Annotated in this window: 16 protein-coding genes and 1 tRNA gene; 10 read left to right on the forward strand and 7 right to left on the reverse strand. The window is 59.5% G+C overall.

The annotated features are described in order from the left end of the window. Positions 1 to 8: 8 nt before the first annotated feature. The 3 genes from LVD10_RS03465 to djlA form a co-directional block, all read right to left on the reverse strand. Positions 9 to 827, reverse strand: a complete 819-nt coding sequence (locus LVD10_RS03465; RefSeq protein ID WP_237061858.1) for an OmpW/AlkL family protein — start codon at positions 825 to 827, stop codon at positions 9 to 11. 359 nt (positions 828 to 1186) lie between these two features. Further along, positions 1187 to 1492 carry a BolA family protein gene (locus LVD10_RS03470; protein ID WP_233005683.1) on the reverse strand — a complete coding sequence of 102 codons (306 nt, stop codon included), beginning with the start codon at positions 1490 to 1492 and terminating at the stop codon, positions 1187 to 1189. 23 nt (positions 1493 to 1515) lie between these two features. Beyond that, positions 1516 to 2289 carry a co-chaperone DjlA gene (djlA, locus tag LVD10_RS03475; RefSeq protein WP_237061862.1) on the reverse strand — a complete coding sequence of 258 codons (774 nt, stop codon included), beginning with the start codon at positions 2287 to 2289 and terminating at the stop codon, positions 1516 to 1518. Positions 2290 to 2524: 235 nt separating this feature from the next. Between djlA and LVD10_RS03480 the strand changes: the two genes are divergently transcribed. The 4 genes from LVD10_RS03480 (at position 2525) to LVD10_RS03495 (ending at position 8111) form a co-directional block, all read left to right on the forward strand. Continuing rightward, on the forward strand, positions 2525 to 3172 hold the full coding sequence (locus tag LVD10_RS03480) for a hypothetical protein (RefSeq protein WP_237061863.1): 648 nt from the start codon (positions 2525 to 2527) through the stop codon (positions 3170 to 3172). Next, positions 3169 to 3633 (forward strand): (2Fe-2S)-binding protein, encoded by a 465-nt coding sequence (locus LVD10_RS03485; RefSeq protein ID WP_233005686.1) that lies wholly within the window; start codon positions 3169 to 3171, stop codon positions 3631 to 3633. Before LVD10_RS03480 ends, LVD10_RS03485 begins: the two co-directional genes overlap by 4 nt. Next, positions 3630 to 5804 (forward strand): xanthine dehydrogenase family protein molybdopterin-binding subunit, encoded by a 2175-nt coding sequence (locus LVD10_RS03490; RefSeq protein WP_237061864.1) that lies wholly within the window; start codon positions 3630 to 3632, stop codon positions 5802 to 5804. The genes LVD10_RS03485 and LVD10_RS03490 overlap by 4 nt, the downstream gene beginning before the upstream one ends. A 138-nt stretch (positions 5805 to 5942) precedes the next feature. After that, a complete protein-coding gene (locus LVD10_RS03495) occupies positions 5943 to 8111 on the forward strand; it encodes an NHL repeat-containing protein (RefSeq protein WP_237061865.1) in 2169 nt (722 codons plus the stop codon). Between the two features lie 68 nt (positions 8112 to 8179). Here the strand turns inward: LVD10_RS03495 and LVD10_RS03500 are convergent, their stop codons facing one another. Genes LVD10_RS03500 through LVD10_RS03510 form a run of 3 tightly spaced genes read right to left on the reverse strand, consistent with a single transcriptional unit; the run spans position 8180 to position 11677 of the window. Continuing rightward, positions 8180 to 9493 carry a sodium ion-translocating decarboxylase subunit beta gene (locus tag LVD10_RS03500; RefSeq protein WP_233005692.1) on the reverse strand — a complete coding sequence of 438 codons (1314 nt, stop codon included), beginning with the start codon at positions 9491 to 9493 and terminating at the stop codon, positions 8180 to 8182. Between the two features lie 12 nt (positions 9494 to 9505). Further along, positions 9506 to 11296 (reverse strand): sodium-extruding oxaloacetate decarboxylase subunit alpha, encoded by a 1791-nt coding sequence (gene oadA / locus LVD10_RS03505; protein ID WP_233005693.1) that lies wholly within the window; start codon positions 11294 to 11296, stop codon positions 9506 to 9508. 57 nt (positions 11297 to 11353) lie between these two features. Next, positions 11354 to 11677, reverse strand: coding sequence for an OadG family protein (locus LVD10_RS03510; protein WP_233005694.1), 324 nt, complete (start codon positions 11675 to 11677; stop codon positions 11354 to 11356). Positions 11678 to 11841: 164 nt separating this feature from the next. On the opposite strand from LVD10_RS03510, the gene LVD10_RS03515 reads away from it, so the two are divergent. The 4 genes from LVD10_RS03515 to LVD10_RS03530 all read left to right on the forward strand — a co-directional run bounded on the left by LVD10_RS03515 (position 11842) and on the right by LVD10_RS03530 (position 17810). After that, a complete protein-coding gene (locus LVD10_RS03515) occupies positions 11842 to 12846 on the forward strand; it encodes a tRNA dihydrouridine synthase (protein ID WP_233005695.1) in 1005 nt (334 codons plus the stop codon). A gap of 218 nt (positions 12847 to 13064) precedes the next feature. Next, on the forward strand, positions 13065 to 15116 hold the full coding sequence (gene ligA, locus LVD10_RS03520; RefSeq protein ID WP_237061867.1) for an NAD-dependent DNA ligase LigA: 2052 nt from the start codon (positions 13065 to 13067) through the stop codon (positions 15114 to 15116). Between the two features lie 138 nt (positions 15117 to 15254). After that, positions 15255 to 16973, forward strand: coding sequence for a DNA polymerase/3'-5' exonuclease PolX (gene polX, locus LVD10_RS03525; protein ID WP_233005697.1), 1719 nt, complete (start codon positions 15255 to 15257; stop codon positions 16971 to 16973). 51 nt (positions 16974 to 17024) lie between these two features. Continuing rightward, complete coding sequence (locus LVD10_RS03530; RefSeq protein WP_233005698.1) at positions 17025 to 17810, forward strand: Fpg/Nei family DNA glycosylase; 786 nt, start codon at positions 17025 to 17027, stop codon at positions 17808 to 17810. Between the two features lie 24 nt (positions 17811 to 17834). Here the strand turns inward: LVD10_RS03530 and ftsH are convergent, their stop codons facing one another. Beyond that, the gene (ftsH, locus tag LVD10_RS03535) at positions 17835 to 19736 is read right to left on the reverse strand and encodes an ATP-dependent zinc metalloprotease FtsH (RefSeq protein WP_233005699.1); all 1902 of its coding nucleotides are present in this window, start codon (positions 19734 to 19736) and stop codon (positions 17835 to 17837) included. 327 nt (positions 19737 to 20063) lie between these two features. Here ftsH and LVD10_RS03540 point away from each other — a divergent pair. Continuing rightward, positions 20064 to 20140: transfer RNA gene (locus LVD10_RS03540), tRNA-Arg, on the forward strand. 790 nt (positions 20141 to 20930) lie between these two features. Then, positions 20931 to 21647, forward strand: a complete 717-nt coding sequence (locus LVD10_RS03545) for a hypothetical protein (RefSeq protein WP_237061869.1) — start codon at positions 20931 to 20933, stop codon at positions 21645 to 21647. Positions 21648 to 22122: the final 475 nt, after the last annotated feature.

The raw sequence follows: 22122 nt of genomic DNA on the forward strand, positions 1-22122 counted from the left end.
GAGGCTACTCAGAACTTGTAGCCGATACCCAGGTTGAATACCCAGGGATCCACATCCAGGTCCGTTCTCACGGTGTTATAGAAAGTCCGCTCATCGCCAGAGTTGTCCAGGCCGCGGACTGCGTAACGCAGGCTCGAAGTGGTTTCCACATCGTGGTACTGCACTGCGGCATTGGCCAGCCAGTTGCTCTCGCGACCGAACATGATGTCGATGCCGATCTGGCCTGCCCAGCCCCAGGTATCATCCACGCTGACCCGGCCCGGGCCGATTGCGTCACCGACTTGCACCAGCAGTTCATTGACCGGCTCGCGTACGGTAACACTGTCAAAATCCGTGTAGACAGCACCGAAGCCGATGTAGGGCTGAACCCAGGACTCCTGGCATACGGGGAACCAGTTAACCATCAGGGTGCTGGAAGTCCGCTCCAGGCTGCCCAGGTTACGACGGTTGCCCTGCAGGTCCTCACGCTCCAGCAGTCCCAGCCGGCGGATTTCCAGGTCATGATCGGACTCGCCGACGTAGCCGTATTCCACTGAGAAGTGGTCAATCGGCATGAACATGGCACTCCACTGCCAGGTGGTGTTGTCATCCAGGTCGTATTTCAGGCCTGAATACTCCGGGAAAATGTCCGGGTTCCTCAGGTTGCTGGAAGTGGAATCCGGATCGACATAACCGGCACCCAGGCGAACCACTGCGGTACCGGCATGATAAATCGGTACCGGTCCGGCGGGCGGTGCATAGCCGGACGGGCCGGCCACGGCCTGCTGCGCTCCAACGATGGCAGATACAGCAATAGCCAGAGGTGTCAGAATGCGCGTCATTTTCATAGGTCTTACTCCATTGATATTCGGCAAATTGAACAGCAATTAACCCAATCACTTTTCAGTCTAGACAGGCAAAGACACCCCTGTAGAAAAAACATCCAACTTCTCACCGCAAAAGTGGAACTTTTGCGTAATTCTGTCAGCAGAATATTTCTTTTGGCGCGATAAATACTTTTAAGAAAATTCGTGCGCCAGAATAGAAAAATAAAATTGCGGCAACTTAATGAGTTTCGCGTCAAATTTGGCGGGGCAAGTCCCGGAATGACTTCAGCATCAACGTCATCCGGAAACAAAAGCGCGCCATGAGGTGGCGCGCCAGGAGGGACAGTAAATAATGGTGGCAAACCGCTGCGGGCAATCGATCAGTGCTTCCCGCCGCCCAGGCACTGGGGGCTATCCGGTGCCCGTCCCTGCCATTCTTCGGGGCTGAAGATATGCAGGGCCAGGGCGTGCACCGGCCCCGCCATCTCGTCGGCCAGTACACCGTATACTCGCTGGTGCCGCTGCACCTTGCGCAGGCCCGCAAAAGCCTCGCTCACCAGCACCACGCGAAAATGCATTTCGGAGCCTGCTGGCACATTGTGCAGGTGGCTCTCACACTCCACCTCTATATGCTCAGGATCAAAAGCGGACAACAATTTGGTCTCAATTTGCCTGGCCAGGCTCATGCGTTACCTCCTCAATGCTGTACTCAGGAAACCGCGCGGCTCTTGCGCGCCTCCATGATGGTGTCGTAAGCCACGGTGACGCTCTTCATCTGGTCCTCGGCGTAGCGCATGAACTCCTCCGGCAGCCCCTTGGAGGCAATCTTGTCCGGGTGGAATTCCGCCGCCTTGCGCCGGTAGGCCAGCTTAAGGTCGCGGTCACTGGTATCTGGCGAGCAGCCCAGCACCGCATAGTGCTGCTCCAGGGTACCGGTGGCTGCGGGGCCGCGGCGACCGAACTCGCCCTGCATGGCGGCAAAGATGGAAGCGTGCAGGCCCAGGTACTCCGGTATGCGCCGCAGGATATCCTCCTCTGCTGCATGCAGTTCCCCGTCTGCATGGGCAACGGCAAAGAGCAGGCGATAAACCATTTCGCGCATGGCCTGGTTGCGGACCAGTTGCTGGTATTGCTCGGCATAGTCGTAAATGCTGTAGCCATCGGACTTGGCGTTCTGGAAAATCTGGATCGCCTGTTTGCGATCCTCGGCGCCCAGGCGCAGGTTATTGGCAATGAACTCCTCGATCAGGTTGATCTCGGCCCGGCTCACCTGCCCATCGGCCTTGGCCATCTTGGCCAGCATGGAGAATACGGTAACGATAAACACCGCCTGGGCCCCGTCGCGCCCGAGTGCCGCATTGTGGCCAACCCGCTTGAGCCCGGACCCGAACGAACTGCCGACCCAGGCGCCCAGTGCGGCGCCAATGGGACCGCCAAACATTAACCCGATACCGGCCCCGATGCCGGCCCCAAGCCAGGACATATATGCTCCTCTCGGCGCCCCTTGGCACCCAGTCATGTAAAAACAGGCGCCCATCATATCACGCGCCCCCCATATCCCGCTGCAGCCGGACTCCCCGGTCATTGCCCGTTCGGCACGGGTATCCACCCCCGGGCTCAAACGGCGTTAGTTGCCACCTGAGTTCGCCCGCGAACCTGTCACGGTCGCCACCGCTTGGTTACTGTTTCCCAACCCTACAACAACCGGGATTCGCAACATGGACTTGCGACATGAATACGGGTGGCCTTCGCCCCTGCCCCCCTCCCAACGGGTCGGCCCCGCTGCCACCCTCGCCCTAGCAGCCCTGCTACTCGTTGCAGGCTGTGGAGAGCGCAAGGCCGAAAGGCCGGACAACCCCCCCCCTGCCCGGGCAAGCCAGGACGGTGATCACTGGCAACAGATCGCCAGCGTACTGACGCATCCACGCTGCCTCAATTGCCACCAGGTCGAAATGCCTTTGCAGGGCGACGGTCGCCCGCATATCCCGCGGGTAGAACGCGGGCCGGACAATATGGGCGTTGCGGCCATGCGGTGCAGTAACTGTCACAAGTCTGGCAACAACCAGGCCTCGGGAGTTCCCGGCGCCCCCCACTGGTCCCTGGCGCCGGAGTCGATGAACTGGTCGGGCCTCTCGACGGCCGAGCTCTGCCAGCAGCTGCTTGATCCCAAGCGCAATGGTGGGCGGACCCCGGACGACCTGGCCAAGCATATGGGAGAGGACCCGCTGGTGCTGTGGGGCTGGCAGCCCGGTGCCGACCGCGAGCCGGTTCCAATCCAGCACGACAAGTTCATGGAGGTGTTCAGGGCCTGGGTGGCGGCCGGCACACCCTGCCCACAGCAAGAGCAAAGTGAGGACTCAGCATGATCAGTGTGGAGATCAACGGAGAGCAGCGGGAACTGGATGTGGATCCGCAGATGCCGCTGTTGTGGGCGCTACGGGATCACCTCGACCTGACAGGTACCAAGTTCGGTTGCGGGCGGGCCCTGTGCGGCGCCTGCACTGTGCACATCGACGGAGAGGCGGCGCGTTCCTGCTCGATCACGGTGGGTGATGTCGACGGCAAGAAAGTCACCACCATCGAGGGCGTGTCCGGTCCGGTGGCCGAGGCCGTGGTGGGTGCCTGGCGCGACCTGGACGTGGTCCAGTGCGGCTACTGCCAGTCCGGGCAAATTATGTCCGCCATAACCCTGCTGACCAAGAACCCCTCACCCACGGACGCGGATATCGACAGCAGTATGGTCGGCAATATCTGCCGCTGCGGAACCTATCAGCGCATCCGCGCAGCCATCCACCAGGGAGCCAAAAAAGCCGGGGGTGAGGCATGAACGATACCGACGCAGAAGCCGGACTCAGTTCCCCGTCGCGCCGCCGCTTCCTGCGGGGTTCGGCTGCAGCCACAGTATTCCTGCTCGCCTGCCATGTGCCCTTTTCACGCCGCGCACTGGCACAGCAGCCCACCAACAATGCGCCCCCGATCCATAAGCCCAACCTGTTTGTAAAAATCGATAGTGACAACTGGGTCACCGTGATCAGCAAGCACCTGGAAATGGGCCAGGGCGTCACCACCGGCCTGGCCACGCTGCTGGCAGAAGAGATGGAAGCCGACTGGTCGAAAATGCGCTTTGCTTTCGCACCAAACGACACCAGTGTCTACAACAATCTGGATTTCGGCCCGATGATGGGCACCGGCGGTTCCAGCTCCATGCACAACTCCTGGGAGCAGATGCGCATGGCCGGCGCTGCAGCGCGGGCCATGCTATTGGCCGCCGCTGCTGAAAAGTGGCGGGTGCCGGAGGCGGAGCTTAAAGCCGAGAACAGCACCATCACCCACAAATCTGGCAAAAGTGCCACCTTTGCCGAGCTGGGCCAGGAGGCAATGCAACAACCGGTCCCCGAAAAACCGGCACTCAAGGCGCCGGGGGACTGGAAGTTGATCGGCAAGCAACTGCCACGCATCGACTCCCGCGGCAAGACCGATGGCAGCGGCCAGTTCGGACTGGATGTACGCCGCCCGGGTATGCGCCGGGCGGTTATCACGCGCCCGCCACTATTCGGCGCCACCCTGAAGAACTTCGATGCCAGTGCCAGCAAGAAAGTCCCCGGCGTCCGCGAGGTGGTAAAAGTCCCGGGCGGTGTTGCAGTGGTGGCTGAGGACACCTGGAGCGCTTTGCGTGGTCGCGATGCCCTGAAGGTCGAGTGGGACTCGGCAAATGCCGAGACCCGTTCCACCGACGAAATCCAGGCGGAATACGGCAAGCTCGCCGATGGCAAGGGGCTGGTGGCGGCCAACCGGGGCAATGCCACCGGCACACTTGCCAGCGCGGAGAAGAAAGTAAAGTCGGAGTATTTTTTCCCCTACCTTGCGCACGCGCCAATGGAGCCACTGAATGGGGTGCTGGAATTCGATGGCAACAAGGCCAAGCTCTGGGGCGGCAGCCAGCTGCAGACGATCGATACCAACGTGCTGGCCAAAACCCTGGGGATCGAGCCGGGAGCAGTAACAATACACACCACCCTGGGCGGTGGCAGTTTCGGTCGCCGCGGCACCGCAGTCGGTGACTGGGTCGCAGAGTTGGCTTCGATCAGTAAGGCGATAAAGGAAAAGACGCCGATTCAGCTTGTCTGGACCCGCGAGGACGATATCCAGGGCGGCTACTATCGGCCGATGGTACTCCACCGGGTGGAGGCCGGGATCGATAAAGATGGTAATATCGCCGGTTGGCAACACAAGATTGTCACACAGTCGATCTTTGCCAGCACCGAGACTCCGTTCACGTCCTTCATGGTCAAGGATGGCGTGGACCACAGCAGTGTCGAGGGCGTGGCCGATACGCCCTACCAGATCGACAATTTTTCCGTCCTGTCATACAACGCGAAATCACCGGTCAGCGTCAACTGGTGGCGCTCGGTGGGTAATACCCATACTGCCCATGTTATGGAAACCACCCTGGATGAGCTAGCGAAGCTCGCCGGCAAGGATCCGCTGGAATTTCGCCTGCAGTTACTCGAGGATGAGCGTGACAAGTCCGTGCTGCAACTGGTCGCCGAGAAGACAAGCTGGCGGGGTGCCGGTGATAAGCGCGGCCTGGCATTCCACAAATCGTTCGGCACCCCGGTTGCCCTGGTCGCGGAGGTGGACGCCGGTGAGGGCGACTTCCAGGTCCGGAAAATCACGGCGGCGGTTAACTGCGGTACTGCCATCAATCCGGATATTGTCGCTGCGCAGGTGGAGGGCGCCGTCGGCTTCGCCCTCTCCACCCTACTGCGTAATCAAATAACTTTGGATAAAGGCCGGGTCGTGCAGAGTAATTTTCACAACTTTATTCCCACCCACATCGCGGATATGCCGGAGGTCGAAGTCCATATTGTCCCTTCCACCGGCACCCCCACCGGACTCGGCGAACCGGGCCTGCCTCCCCTGGCGCCCTCAGTCGGTAACGCGATTACCGCAGCGACTGGCAAACGCATGTACTCCATGCCCTTCTTGATGACCTGACGATACAGTGCCTTCCGCCGGGAATCGTCTCCCGGTGGCAGGCCTGTGCCATACTGATTTCAGGTGCCCGGCGGGAGTTAAATTGCAGCTCTGGTACCGGGCAGTGACTGGAGAGGAAAGCATTAGGAAGTACGACTCATGGATGATGTCCGCAGTTTCCCGTCGAGCAGTTCCTGCAGCCAGATCCTGCCCCAGCTTTTTTCCCTGCTCCTGTTACTGGGCCTGCTTACGGCAGCGCTACAGGTTGTTGCCAGTGAAAAACAGCCTGCGGCAGATCCACAGCAAAACTTCCCTCAGGGACTCGGGCCAATCCTGGGCCGGGAACAGCGTATTGCCGGACGCCTGAGCGGCAATGGCAACCCGCTCGCAGGTTACCGGGTTAGCCTCCATGTTACGTACCCCGGGGTCGGTTACGACCTGGTGCTCGATACCACTACTTCCCGGCTGGATGGGAAATTCGACTTGCACCTTCGCTTGCCACTGATCCTCTCACACAGGCTTGATCCCATTTACTATGTCATCGCAAAAAAACACACAGCGATGCTGGCCAGCGCAATCGGGTCTGGTCGCCGGCTCCCGCGGCAGATAGAAATCAACGAACGCACCACTGTCGCCACCGGCACCGCCTTTGCCCAGTTCATTGGCGAAAAGAGTATCTCGGGAAACCGCTACGGTATGCTCAATGCCGTGCGCATGGCCGCGAATATGGCCAACCCCCGCACCGGTGCCCTGGCTTCGGTGCTGGCGAACTCCCCCAATGGCACAGACACCTCAACCCTGAGGACCTTCAACTCCCTGGCCAACGTGGTGGCCGCCTGTATCGCAGATGCGGGTTACTGCCAGCTGCTCTTTGCCGCTACCACGCCAGCAGGTGGCGAGCGCCCGAAGACCGTGTTGCAGGCGCTCGCAAACCTAACAAGGTACCCGTCTTATCCCAATTACCCGAAGGACGCAGATGACCCGATCTTCCTGCTGTCCCTCGCTTCACCGATCTACCGACCGCTGCGCCTTGAACGCCCGACAAACTGGCTGCTGTTCCTGAAGTTTACCGGGGGCCAGTACAGCGAGCAGGATAATGACAACCTGATCAACGGCCCGGGTAATATCGCCCTCGACCACCGCGGCTTTGCCTGGATCAATGACAACTATGTCCCGGCCGCCCCCACGGATTTTGCCTGTGCTGGCCAGCGCCTGCTCAAGTTCTTTCCCTGGGGTGAGACCTTTCCCGGCTCCCCGTACTTCGGCGGCGGCTTGAGTGGCGCCGGGTACGGTATCACCCTGGACACCAGGGGCAATATCTGGGTAGGAAATTTTGGGTTTGAGGCAGAGGCCTGTGCCGACGGCACCATCCCACCTGCCCCCGGGAACAAGATACCAGCGACCCATAACAGTGTGTCCCTATTCCTTCCGAATGGCGTCCCGATATCACCATTCAGGGGGTTCACGCAGGGGAAGATATTCTGGCCCCAGGCGACAGTATCAGACCGCAAAGGCAATATCTGGGTCGCGAACTGTGGCAGTGACAGCATCACTGTCATTCCGGAGGGGAACCCCTGGCTGGCCCGCAACATTGCACTGCCCGGCGGAGGTACCGAACCCGACTCGCAATCCCCGCTGCTGAAACCCTTCGCCATTGCCATCGACCCACAGGGCCGCGCCTGGGTAACCGGCAACAAAGCACAGGAAATCTATATCGTGTCCCTCGACGGTTCAGTCGATACCGTCGATTCCTCACAGGTCTCGGTTTCCTGGCCGATGGGGATCTCCAGTGACAGCCGGGGAAACATGTGGGTATCCAGCTCTGATACCGTCAATATCGTCTGTATCGACCCGCTGGATTCGCAGGGTGGAGAGAATCCCTCGGTAATCTTTTACCCCGCGGACGGAGGCAAACCAAAGCAATTCAACCAGCGCGGCGGGCTGACGATACCCTGGGGCAGCGCAGTGGACGGCGAAGATACCCTGTGGGTGTTCAATTTCGGCCGCGTGCCACTAGAGGACGCCGACGACGACCAGGAGTGGCCGGATACCGGCATCACCCGCCTCTGTGGCATTGGCAGCTGCCCCCATGGGCTGGGCCTCGGGGACGCGATCTCCCCCGACACCGGGTACACCAGTGACGCCCTGGAACGAATTACCGGAGGGGCTATCGACCCCTCCGGCAATATCTGGTTGCTCAACAACTGGCGCAAGGACGGGCCACTGTTCTACAGCACCAATCCAGGGGCTAATTCATTTGTGATCGTACCGGGTGCCGCCAAGCCAGTGAAGACCCCATTAATCGGGCCGCCAAGAACTTTTCACTGAGTCAGGCAGATAACAAAAAGGGCGAACCACCTGGTTCGCCCTTTCACTTCGAGGCAGGAAAAGGCCAATCAGCCAGTCATTGCCCGCACCATGGTAATCATCACACCGGCAGCCACTGCCGAACCAATCACACCAGCCACGTTCGGGCCCATGGCATGCATCAGCAGGAAGTTGTGCGGATTGGCCTCCAGCCCGATCTTGTTGGATACGCGCGCCGCCATGGGCACCGCCGATACACCAGCGGAACCAATCAGGGGGTTGACCTTGTTCTGGCTGAAGACATTCAACAGCTTGGCCATCAATACGCCCGCCGCAGTGCCGATGGAAAAGGCCACGATACCCAGCGCCAGGATCCCGAGTGTTTTCGGGTCCAGGAATTTGTCTGCTGCCAGCTTGGAGCCTACGGAGAGGCCGAGGAAGATGGTGGTAATATTGATCAGCGCATTCTGGGCGGTATCGGACAGGCGCGCTACCACGCCGCACTCGCGCATCAGGTTACCGAAGCAGAACATCCCCAGCAGCGGCGCCGCGTCCGGCAGGAACAGGGCTACCAGGATCAACAGCAGCAGGGGAAAGGTGATTTTCTCCCGCTTGGTCACATGGCGCAGCTGCACCATCTCGATACGACGCTCTTCGGGGGTGGTGAGCGCGCGCATGATGGGCGGCTGGATCAGGGGTACCAGGGCCATATACGAGTATGCGGCTACTGCAATGGCACCCAGGAGGTCCGGAGCCAGCAAGCTGGATACGTAAATTGCCGTGGGACCATCCGCGCCGCCGATAATACCGATGGCCGCCGCATCAGCAATGGAGAAATCCATTATCCCGGCCACTGATAACCCCACCGCGCCCAGTACCGTGGCAAAGATACCGAACTGGGCCGCCGCGCCCAGGAACAGGGTACGGGGATTGGCCAGCAGCGGGCCAAAGTCCGTCATCGCGCCCACGCCCATGAAAATCACCAGCGGCGCCACACCGGAGGCAATTGCCACGTTGTAGAAGTTGTACAGCATGCCGTTATTGAAACCGGCATCCGTCGCCAGCTCCGCCGCCCGCGACTGTAAGGCTGCCGGGGCATTAGCCAGCGCCTCCTTGAGTGCATACAGGGAGTCAGTGGCACCAACCCCCAGCAACTGGGCCATCTGCCGCAGCATTTCCGGGTCGCCCGATACCAGTGCGGTTTCTGCCGCGGACAGGGCCAGGTTAGCACCAGGGATATTGGCGAGTATGCCGCCGAAACCGATGGGAACCAGCAGCAGTGGCTCGAAGTTCTTGCGGATGGCCAGGAACAGCAGCGCCAGTCCCACAAGGATCATGATGAACTGGCCACTCGACATCTTGTAAGCGCCGGAGGCCAGCCAGAGATTAAGTAGGTTATCCACACATGCCCCCGTTTAAGCGATCTTCAGCAGGGCATCGCCCACGGCGACAGAATCGCCTTCTTTTACTGACACTTCCGTCACCGCACCGGACCGCGGCGCACTGACCGCAGTTTCCATCTTCATCGCCTCGAGGACAACGATGGTCTGTCCCTCGGTCACCTGGTCACCGGGTTTTACCAGTACCTTGAAGATATTGCCGGCCAGCGGTGCGGACACCGGCTCGCCGCCGGAGGTGGGGGCCGCCCCAGAACCTGATGGCGCCGTGCTGCCGCCGCTGCCCACCGGTGCAATACCGGTCAGGTCACCGCCGTCGGCTACAGTCACGGTATAGCTCTGGCCCTCGACGGAGACCGTATAGACCTCTTCGCCCTTGTCATTGGTAACCGCGCTACCCTCATTGCCGGTGGGCACCGGCTCAAAAGCGTCCGGGTTGTCCCGGTTCTTGAGGAACTTCAGGCCGATCTGCGGGAAGAGCGCATAGGTCAGCACGTCGTCGATCTCGCGCTCGCCCTGTTCCAGCCAGATCTCTTCATCGCTGGCTTTTTGCTTCAGCTCACCGGTGAGCCTGTCGAGCTCCGGCTCCAGAAGGTCGGCAGGGCGACAGGTTACCGGCTCGCCGCCCTCCAGTACGCGTTCCTGCAGCTCGCTGTTCACGGGCGCCGCTGTAGCGCCATATTCGCCCTTGAGCACCGCGGCAGTTTCCTTGGAGATGGTTTTGTAACGCTCTCCGGTCAGTACGTTCAGCACCGCCTGGGTACCGACGATCTGCGAGGTGGGGGTCACCAGGGGGATAAAGCCCAGGTCCTCACGCACGCGGGGAATTTCCTCCAGTACTTCATCCAGTCGGTCGCCGGCGCCCTGCTCTTTCAGCTGGCTCTCCATATTGGTGAGCATGCCACCCGGTACCTGGGCGACCAGGATGCGTGAATCCACCCCGCGCAGGGAACCTTCAAACCTGGCGTACTTCTTCCGCACTTCGCGGAAGTATGCGGCAATCTCTTCCAGCAGGTTGATATCCAGCCCGGTATCCCGCTCGGTCCCCTCGAGAATGGCAACCACGGATTCTGTGGGGCTATGGCCGTAGGTCATGGACATGGAAGAGATAGCGGTGTCGATATTGTCAATTCCCGCCTCGATACACTTCAGCGCGGTAGCAGTCGACAGGCCGGTGGTGGCATGGCACTGCATGTGGATGGGAATATCCACCGCGTCTTTCAGCCGCCTGACCAGCTCGTAACCCTCGTACGGGCGCAGCAGGCCCGCCATATCCTTGATGGCAATGGAATCTGCGCCCATATCTTCGATCTGGCGCCCCAGGTCTACCCACAGGTCCATGGTATGAACGGGACTCACGGTATAAGAGATGGTGCCCTGGGCGTGCCGCTCCTGCTTCTTCACAGCCTTCAGGGCCGTCTGCAGGTTGCGCATATCGTTCATGGCGTCGAATACGCGGAATACATCCACACCATTTTCCGCAGCGCGTTCGACAAACTTCTCCACCACGTCATCGGCGTAATGGCGATAGCCAAGGATATTCTGGCCGCGGAACAGCATCTGCTGTGGAGTATTCGGCATGGCCTTTTTCAGTTCACGGATCCGCTCCCAGGGATCCTCACCCAGGTAACGGATACATGCATCGAAGGTGGCCCCGCCCCAGGACTCCAGAGACCAGAAGCCAACCTTGTCCAGTTTCTCCGCAATGGGCAGCATATCGTCGAGCCGCATGCGGGTGGCGAACAGTGACTGGTGAGCATCGCGCAGGACTACATCGGTAATCCCCAGTGGCTTTTTAACCTCAGTCATGGGTTATTTCTCTCGCTATCTATTCGGGTTTATCTGGCAGTCGCTTGAAAAATAAGATCAGCGGCGTTTGCGATGCTGATCAATGGCGGCCTTGATAATTGCGCGAAGGCGCGCATCGTCGGTGGCGGGACTGCCGGCAGCGGGAGCGACGGGCTCCGCTTCGGGAAAGTTACGGATAATAATGCGGGACATGATACTGGTGCCGATCACCAGCAGAAGCAGGAATGTAAAAACAATTCCCATACCGAACAGTGTGATGTCCAGTCCCTGTTGCAATAGCGTTTCTTCCACGCTTGCCCCCTGATTTCCACTTTGGCGGGCGCTATTATCAATACAACAACCTTTTAAAATCAAATACTTATTAGTTACAGCCGCAACCATGAATTACATCCCGGAAGACACGCAAACCGCACCCACAAACTGCCTTAAATGACATTACGCACTTTTAATTAGTAGACGCGTCATAGCACTGGTAAAATAGCCGGAAACCACCCCACGGCCTGCCATGGGGATGAATTGCATCACCAAGCTGGCACCGCAGAATCATGACCGATAAGTCCCACAAACACACCCCGCTGATATACCAGGCTCCCATGGAAGGCGTTATCGACCATCACGTCCGGGCCCTGCTGTCCGGGATTGGTGGCGTGGATATCTGCGTGACCGAATTCGTCCGTGTGACCCATACGCGCCTGCCGCGCAAGGTCTTTACCCGGCTTTGCCCTGAACTGGCAGCCGGTGCCCGGACCCGCCACGGTGTACCGGTGCGGCTGCAGCTGCTCGGCGGCAACCCGGAATCGATGGCCCTGAATGCCTCCCGCGCTGTGGCTTCCGGTGCCCGGGCCATCGACCTGAACTTCGGCTGCCCGGCCAAGTCGGTCAACAACAGTGACGGTGGCGCCTGCCTGTTACAGAGTCCGCACCGGGTCGAGAGTATCGTGGCGGCCGTACGAGACGCCGTCCCCGCTGAGATACCGGTCACTGCAAAGATCCGCCTGGGATACCAGGACCGCTCCAGCTACATGGACAATGCCCGCGCCGCGGAAAACGGAGGCGCCTCCGAACTGGCCGTTCATGCCCGCTCCAAGGTAGACGGCTACCGTCCCCCGGCATACTGGGAATATATTGGTGAAATTCGTGAACAGCTCGCGATACCGGTCATTGCCAATGGCGATATCTGGACCGTGGCGGACTTCCAGCGCTGCCGGGAGGTCACAGGGTGTGACGCCTTTATGCTCGGTCGCAGCCTGCTGGCCCGGCCCGACCTGGCATTGCAGGTCAAGGCGCACTGCGCCGGACATGAATACACCCCCCTGCCCTGGGGCGAGGTCGTCCAGCTCCTGTGGAACTACTACCAGGCCACCCGCGACGAATACCCGGCCAAATACCTCGGCAACCGGGTCAAGCAGTGGCTGGCCTACCTGAAACTGGCCTACCCTGAGGCACAGGTCTTCTTTGATGGCTTCAAGCGCCTTCGCGACCAGGGGCCCATCGAACAGGCCTTTGCCGAAGAGCTCGCTGCCAGCATGGGAGAGACCGCGGCAGCCTAGTGGGCCGTAAGTATAGTTCGATCAAAGTTTGCTTCGCCAAATCGTCCGGCCCTGCGTTGAGAAACGCTTGAAGCAACGCTACTATCCCAGCGCTTTCTCGCCTTGATCTGATCGCTTTGGCGGTGTGCCTTTATTACCGAACTTGACGAGTGTCCCACCAGCCAATCCACACCCAATAGCGGCCTGGCCGGTCCCCGGGCCCGGTATGCGAAAGTGACATGGATTTCACCAGCAAACCGGATACTGATTTCAGGCCAGTAGAGGACCTCGATAAGGACGAGGCCTCCGAAGAGGCCCGCGCGTTACGCGAGGGCATCAACTACCACGACCACCTCTACTACGTTAAGGGCTCGCCGAAAATTTCGGACGCCGAGTACGACAAGCTGTTCGCACGACTGGAAGACCTCGAACAGGAATTCCCGGACCTGCGCACCGACGACTCCCCCACCCGGCGCGTGGGTGTCTCACCGGTCAGCAAACTGGAAAAGATCTCACACCGGAAGCCCCTGCTGAGCCTGCAGGCAAAGCTGGATGCCGATGATGTCCGCACTTTCCTGGAATCGATCCGCAAGGCAGCAGACAGGAAATTCCCCCGCCTCATCCTGGAACCCAAGTTCGATGGCCTGTCGATCGAAGTCGTCTATCGCGAGGGCCAATTCGAACACGGCAGCACACGCGGCAACGGCAAAACCGGCGAAGATATATCCCACAACCTCAAGACGATTCGTACCCTGCCGCTGTCATTGCAGGATGTTGCACATGCCCCAGGCCTGCTGGCTGTTCGCGGTGAGGTCTATATGCGTAAAAAGGGCTTTACTGCATTGAACCGCCAGCGGGTGGAAAGTGGTGAAGAGCCCTTTGCCAATCCGCGCAATGCTGCAGCGGGGCTGATGCGCCAGTATGAATCCCGGCAGGCAGCCGGCAAGCCTGTCAGCGTGTTCTTTTACGAAATCCTCGAGATGGACGACGAGCGGCCGCAATCCCACCAGAAAGCGCTACAGAAACTCTCCGACTGGGGTCTCAGGACCAGCCCACTGAACAAGGCTGCCAGTTCGTTTGAGGAGGTCAGGGACTATCATGCGCAGTTGCAGGGAAAGCGGGACGAACTGGATTTCGAAATCGACGGCATTGTCATCAAGGTGGACCAGGTCGAGTTGCAGGAAAAACTGGGAAACCGCGACCGTAGCCCCCGCTGGGCGCTTGCGTGGAAATTCAAGCCCCGGGAGGAAACCACCACAGTCGAGGATATCGTCGTCCAGGTGGGTCGAACTGGCATGCTGACACCGGTAGCCCTGCTAACCCCGGTGGATGTGGGGGGCGTCACTATCAGTCGCGCTACGCTCCACAATGAAGCCGAGGTCCGGCGTAAGGATATCCGGGTCGGTGACACCGTTCGTGTTATTCGCGCCGGCGATGTGATTCCGGAAATCGAAGAGCGAATAAAGCGTCCCGGAAAGAAACGCGCTGAGCCATTCAGCATGCCCGGGCACTGCCCATCCTGCGAAGCGCCAGTCTCCCGCGATGGCGCCTACTATCTCTGCACAGCGGGGCTCGCCTGCCCCGCCCAGCTACGGGGGAGAATTCAGCATTATGCCGGGCGGGACGCGATGGATATCGATCACCTGGGCGCAAAGGCGGCCAGACAGCTGGTTGAGCGCGGCCTGGTGCACAACCTTGCCGACCTCTATGGGCTTGCTGTGGAAGACCTGGAATCCCTGGAGGGGTTTGCCCGGCGCTCTGCGAAGCAATTGCATGACGCAATCCAGGCGGCCCACAAGGCCCGCCTGGACCGTTTCCTGTACGCATTGGGAATCCCCCTTGTCGGACAGCGGGTCGCGCGGCAACTGGCGCGGGAGTTCGGGAAACTGGACAAGGTCGCCTCCGCCAAAGAGGACGACATTTCAGTGATCGACGGTATCGGCAGCGAGATCGCAATGGCCACCACCGCCTTTTTCCACGACAGCCAAAACCGGCAAATCCTGCGGCGCCTGCAGCAGCAGGGAGTTGAGGTTACACCCATGCCACGGCGGGACAGGCAGCCCCTGGAAGGTAAGACTTTCGTCTTCAGCGGCGCCCTGGACAGGCTGACCCGGGACGAGGCCCGGGAGAGAGTCGAGGCACTGGGAGGCCGCGCCACGTCCAGCGTCAGTGGCGAGACCGACTACCTGGTAGTGGGTGAAAACCCGGGTAGCAAGCTGGACGAAGCCAAAGAACAGGGCGTGCCTTGCATCGACGAAGAGGAGTTTTTCAAGCTCATGGATGAAAGCTGAGCAGGCAGCAAGACACAGGCAATCACTCTTCTATAATCCCGTCTTAGCACCAGTATATCCGGGGAGTAGCAGCAACTGAGGGCCCTCCCTGAATCCGGCAGTGGCAGTATACCATTTGAAATCAACTGACCTCCCCAAATGACGGTTCATAACAGTGAGATCGCGGATTGCTTCGAGAAACTGGCAGACCTGCTGGAGATTGAGGGTGCCAACCAGTTCCGGGTGCGTGCCTACCGCAACGCCGCGGGCACCATCCGCGGCTACCCGAGAAGCATGTCGGACCTGCTCGATGACGGCGAGGACCTGAGCGAGCTACCGGATATCGGCGACGACCTCGCAGGGAAAATCAAGACGATTGTTGAAACCGGTGAACTTCCCCTTCTCAAGGAGGTGGAGGAGCGGACTCCGGAGGCCCTCAGTGAGCTGATGATGATCGAGGGCCTCGGGGCCAAAAAGGTCAAGGCGCTTCATGATGCACTCGCTATCAACAGCCTCAAGGACCTTGAGAGAGCTGCCGAGGCCGGCGAGATCCGGGAAGTGTCCGGATTTGGCGAAAAAAGTGAAGAAAAAATTCGTAGCCGCCTGGAAAAATATTCCGGTGAAGAGAAACGCACTCGCCTGATTGATGCGGAGGAAGTTGCCAGGCCACTGGTCCAATACCTGAAAGAGGCCGAGGGACTCAAGGATATCATTATTGCCGGGAGTTACCGGCGGCGAAAAGAGACGGTGGGCGACCTGGATATCCTGGTGACCGCAAAGCAGGACTCGTCGGTGATGGATCACTTTACCAGCTATGACGAAGTCAATGAGATCGACTCCAAGGGTAAAAAGCGCTCAACCGTGTTTCTTCGTTCCGGCATGCAGGTGGACCTGCGGGTCGTTCCCCAGGTCAGTTTCGGCGCGGCGCAGGTCTATTTCACCGGGTCCAAGTCCCACAACATTGCCCTGCGCAAGCTGGGAATCCGAAAAGGGTTCAAAGTCAATGAATACGGTGTATTCAAGGACGACGAGCGTATCTCGGGTAAAACGGAAAAAGCCGTCTATGAGAAGCTGGGACTGGAGTGGATTCCCCCGGAACTTAGGGAGGATCATGGGGAGCTTGAAGCCGCGCGAAAAGGAAAGTTGCCACAGCTCATTACCCTGGAAGACATCCGCGGCAACCTGCATGCCCATACCAGGGCCAGTGACGGCCATAACAGTTTGAAAGAAATGGCCGAGGCCGCCCGTGAACTCGGCTATGAGTATCTTGCGATTACCGATCACTCACAGCGATTGACTGTCGCCAATGGCCTCGACAAGAAACGGCTGCTGGCGCAGGTGCGGGAGATAGACAAGCTCAACGAAAAGCTCGACGGTATCGTGGTGCTGAAATCCAGTGAAGTAGACATTCTCGAAGATGGCTCCCTCGACCTGGAAGACACCGTTCTCAAAGAGCTGGACTTTACCGTTTGCGCTATCCACCACAAATTTGACCTTTCCCGCAAAAAACAGACCGAGCGCATTCTTCGGGCCATGGATAACGACTACTTCAATATTCTCGCCCACCCGAGCGGCCGCCTGATCAATGAGCGATCCCCCTATGAGACGGACCTGGAGAAAATACTGGAGCGGGCGAAGGAACGGAATTGCATCCTGGAACTGAATGCACAACCCCAGCGCCTCGACCTTACCGACGAGGGCTGCCGGATGGCCAGGGAGCTGGGAGTGAAAATTTCAATTGCCACCGACGCCCACAGTACCTCTGACCTGCAGCATATGCGCTGCGGTGTCGACCAGGCGAGGCGGGGCTGGCTGGAAAAAGCCGATGTGGTCAATTGCCTGCCACTGGACAAGTTGATGAAGCTCTTCAGGCGCTGAGCGCCGGCACCTTGCCTCCGCCCGTCGTCATGCTACTGGACACGACCCCAGATGCCCGAACTTCCCGACGTTGAAACCTATAGACGCTACTTCGATGCCACTGCGCTACACCAGGTAATCCGACAAGTGCGCGTGCCCGGACCCGAGCTGCTGGTGGAAACAAGCCCCCAGGGACTGGGCCGCGCTCTGCACGGGGCCAGGTTCACGCAAACCGAACGCCACGGCAAGTATCTCTTCGCGCTGCTGGACTCGGGTAGCTGCCTGGTATTGCATTTCGGCATGAGTGGAAATCTGTCTTATTCAAAGTCGGTCAAGAGCCCGCCGCAATATACACAACTCGAGATCGACTTTGATAGTAATTACCGGCTGGCCTACCGCTGTCCGCGTAAACTGGGGCGTATTGCTCTCACCGGTTCGCCTGACGACTGGATCCGCGACCGGGACCTGGGGCCGGATGCCCTGCGGATCAGTGAGGAGGAATTTCTCGGGCGATCCCAAAAGCGCCACGGACAGGTGAAGCCCTGGCTGATGGACCAGCACCAGGTAGCCGGTATCGGCAATTATTACTCCGACGAAATCCTGTTCCAGTCCCGTATTCACCCCGCCAGGTCACTCGACGACCTTGACGAGAGCAATCGCAAGCGGGTATTCAGGGCGATGCGAACCGTACTGAAACAGGCAATCGACTGCGACGCAGAGCCAGCGGCCCTGCCACAATCATACCTGCTGCCTCACAGGCACCAGGATGGGCAATGCCCCCGATGTGGGCGGGACCTTGAAACGCAGGCGGTTGGCGGGCGCACCGCCTGGTACTGCCCGGGTTGCCAGCCGGGATGATGTTTTCCGGGATGTCCTGGAAATTCAGGTATCGTGTTGCCGGGCAGAGTGAATGATCGCCTGGATCTCCGCCGCTTCCAGGGTCTCCTTTTCCAGCAGCGCGCTGGCCAGGGCGTCGAGTTGGTTGCGGTGCTTTTCCAGCAGGTCCCGTACCTTTTTCTCAATCCCGGAGATCAACTCACCGACTTCCTCATCAATCACCTGCGCCGTGTGTTCACTGAAGTCCTTTTGCTGGGCAATCTCGCGTCCCAGGAAAACATGCTCTTCACCGCGGCGAAACGCTACCGGTCCCAACCGCTTGCTCATCCCCCACTGGCCCACCATATGCTGGGCGAGACTGGTGGCCTGCTTCAGGTCCGACTCCGCCCCGGAGCTTACCTCACCGAACACCACCTGCTCGGCCACGCGGCCTCCCAGCATCACACCGATCCGGTCATACAGGTAGCTGGCCCGCAGGCTGTGCCGTTCCTCCTCGGGAATCTGCTCGGTGGCCCCAAGGCTGCGCCCCCGGGGCACAATCGTAGCCTTGTCGAGCGGATCGGCATGGGGCAATAGGCTCGCCGCCAGGGCGTGGCCAGACTCATGATAGGCAATGAGTTCTTTCTCTTCCTCACTGATTACCATCTCCCGCTCACTGCCCAGAACAACCCGGTCGCGGGCCTTGAGCATGCGCTCCATATCGACTTCCGCGCGGTCATCCCGCCCCGCCAGCAGCGCGGCCTCATTGATCATGTTCTCCAGATCGGCGCCGGAAAACCCCACCGTCAGCGCTGCCAGGCGCTCCAGGTCTACATCCTCACCCAGCGGTGTATGGCGGGAATGGGTCTTGAGGATAGCGAGGCGCGCCTTCTTGTCCGGCAGGTCCACGGTGATCTTGCGATCGAAACGGCCCGGCCGCATCAGCGCCGCATCGAGCACATCCGGGCGGTTGGTGGCTGCGATGACCACCACTGCCTCGTGGGGATCAAAACCATCCATTTCACCGAGGATCTGGTTAAGTGTCTGTTCGCGCTCATCGTGGCCACCACCCAGCCCGGTCCCGCGGGCCCGCCCCACCGAATCGATCTCATCGATGAATATGATCGCCGGCGCCTCTTTCTTGGCACTGGCAAACATATCCCTGACCCGCGAGGCCCCGACGCCCACGAACATTTCAATAAACTCGGAACCGCTGATACTGAAGAAAGGTACGTCACTCTCCCCTGCCAGCGCCTTTGCCATCAGCGTCTTGCCAGTACCGGGAGGACCCATCAGCAGGATACCCTTGGGGATTTTTGCGCCAAGCTCCCGATAGTGCCCGGGATCCTTCAGGTAGTCTGCTATTTCGCGCAGGTCACGCTTGGCATTCTCCAGGCCCGCGACATCCTCGAAGGTCACATTTGATTCGCCACGTTCAAATCGCCGTGCCCGGGACTTTCCAAACCCGAAAGGACCCGTGGTGCCGCCCCCGCCGATTCTTGCCTGCATGGCCCGTCCGGCGAACCACAGCAGGCCGATAATCAGTAACAGTGGCATCAGGCTGATCAGGAGCGGCGTCCAGTTGTCACGCGGGACCGGCTCGGCATTGATCTCGACATTCCGGTCTTCGAGCAGTGGAATCAGGTCGGGGTCTTCCACAGGTGGCTTGGTGGTCCGGAACTCCACCGCGGCCCGATCCTCACCACGGGGCACCGGATAGGTATCAGCACCCACAAACCGGCCGGTGATCTGTTCACCACTGAGGGTGACACTTTCCACCTCCCCGGCCCTGACCTTCTCCTTGAACTCGGTATAGGAGAGCTTCTGGCCAGTCTCTTCCTGGCGGGAGGTCGTCCAGTAGGAAAAGGCCAGGAAGAGCAGGAGCATCCAGATCAGGTAGCCAGCAAGCGGAGACTGGGGCTGGCCTGTCGGCACGCGCTGTTTGTCTTGCTTTTGCTCGTCTGCCATACGAAATCCGCACTGCCTGCACAGCCGCCACAGGCGACAATTGAAGGGAGTACGGCGCCCCCCGGAACAGCGGGGCCCCGGCACTCTCCCCAGTATAGGTCCCGGCGCTATGCCCCACAGGCGGCCCATCACAACTATCTTGTAATAAGGGCTTGCAAACTCCCGCCCAGCAGGGCAGAATGCGCGCCCTATCGAGCTGAACCGGCAACCCCCGGGGAAGCGGCCGGCTCGGTAACTTGCGGATTTTTAAGGATTTTTTCTTAAAGATACTTAAAAAAAGAGTTGACGAAACAAACCCAACTCTCTAATATTCGCAACCACAACGACGCGCTCGTAGCTCAGCTGGATAGAGTACCTGGCTACGAACCAGGCGGTCGGAGGTTCGAATCCTCCCGAGCGCGCCATACAAAGAAAGCCCCTTCCGCAAGGATGGGGCTTTTTTTGTATGGCCCGTTTGTGGAGGTAAGAACCTCCGCAGGCTCGATCAACTCGCGCCAGCGAGTTGAGACCGAGCAAAGCGAGCCCGGAGGGGCGAAACACGCCAACGCGTGTTTCGAGTCCATCCTCCCCCTCTTCCCTGCCCCGTCCTTCCCAAGCTCCCCGAAAGGACGGGGCTTTTTCTGTATGGCGCGCTCGGGCGTTGACGACAGATTTGTCTGGAACAAATTTGGACGCCGAAGCCGCCCATGGGGTGAGCGCCAGGGATGGCGCGAATCAACCTCCGCAGGTTCGATCAACTCGCGCCAGCGAGTTGAGACCGAGCAAAGCGAGCCCGGAGGGGCGAAACACGCTAACGCGTGTTTCGAGTCCATCCTCCCCTTCTGTCCCTGCACGGTCTCACCGAAGCTCCAGGAAAGGATGCGCCATTTATATGGTACGTTTGGGCGGTGACGACAAATTTGTCTGGAACAAATTTGGACGCCGAAGGCGCCCATGGGGTGAGCGCCAGGGATGGCGCGAATCAACCTCCGCACGTTCGATCACCTCGCTCCAGCGAGTTAAGACCGCGCAACGCGCGCCCACGGGGCGAAACACGCCAGAGCGCGTTTCGAGTCCGCCCTCCCCTCTAACTATCACTACCATGCCCCCAGAGATCCACCACACAACTATCCAGAAGCGGAACCCACCACAAATGTCGCCCTCAAACTTAATTGAGGCAAGTACGCCCCCCTAGCACTCATGACAGGGAACGTTGTGGTAAGCAATCCATATCAGCACTTCTACAATCCCGGGTTCCTGCACGACCGGCGTCTCCTCGTCTCACTGGCGCTCGCCCTCAGCCTTCATAGCCTATTCATTGCCATACCCCTGCAACAGCAACAGCTGCTAAATAACAAGAGCATCCATATAACCTTGACCCAACCTCCGGCCACAGGCTCAACAGGCACCGCTCAGCAGGATTCAGGAGCAAGGAAAGACAGGACGACAAAACACCCACCAGTAACCGCACCGAACGAGAACACCGAAAAGCCCGCTACCCCGGAAGCCCCCACAGACAGCCTCGAGCCCCGACAAGAAACACCAGCTCCTCCAGCCAGCAAAGACGCGGCAACCCAAAAGGCAACACAAAAGGTGGTGAGCGAGCCTGTGACGGCGGCGCCGGCTGAACAACCCACAACCGCCGACAGCCACCAGGGCGCCAAGACCAGGTCGACAGTTTTTGACCCACGCCTGGCCCGTCAGCTGGAACAGGAACGGAACAAGGTACAGAAATTCAAAAAGCCGGAAGCCGAGTTAATGACGGCAACTGGTACATTTATCCAGAATGGCAACTACTGTGCAGAGATCAGGAAGGTATTGGTCGGCGATGCTGATAGCTATATCTATCAGGACTTCAAAATAAAATGTACGAAACGGAGACGGCCCCAGGAGGATATAGACCGGCTGGCTGAAAAGTATGGGATTCCCTGAACAGAGCAACACAGCGAAGCTGTCCGGAGGGGTGGCGACAGGACGTGCCAAATAAAAAAGCCCTGACCGTGTTAGCGATCAGGGCTTTTGGGATAGAAGCCTGTATGCAGGGGCGATGGGCGGTTGAGTCGCCATCCCTGGCGCAGCTGCAGATTGTTCGACCTGGCCCCGGCCCGGCCATCCATGGCCGGTCGCTCAACCGTGCACGAAGCTGTGCTTCGTCTGCGCACGGTTTAGCCCTACTCTGATCGCAGCACATCCATGTGCCGCGCCCCTGCGGGCAGCCTGGGGCTGTCCAAATCGGCTGTCCTGCCGATTTGTCACAATGCTAGGCACCAAGGTTATCGACAGGCATAAAAAAAGCCCTGACCGCGTTAGCGATCAGGGCTTTTGCAATTGAAGCCTGACGATGACCTACTCTCACATGGCGAATCACCACACTACCATCGGCGATGTTGCGTTTCACTTCTGAGTT

This window comes from Microbulbifer zhoushanensis (assembly GCF_021729055.1).
GTDB classification, from domain to species: Bacteria; Pseudomonadota; Gammaproteobacteria; order Pseudomonadales; family Cellvibrionaceae; genus Microbulbifer; species Microbulbifer zhoushanensis.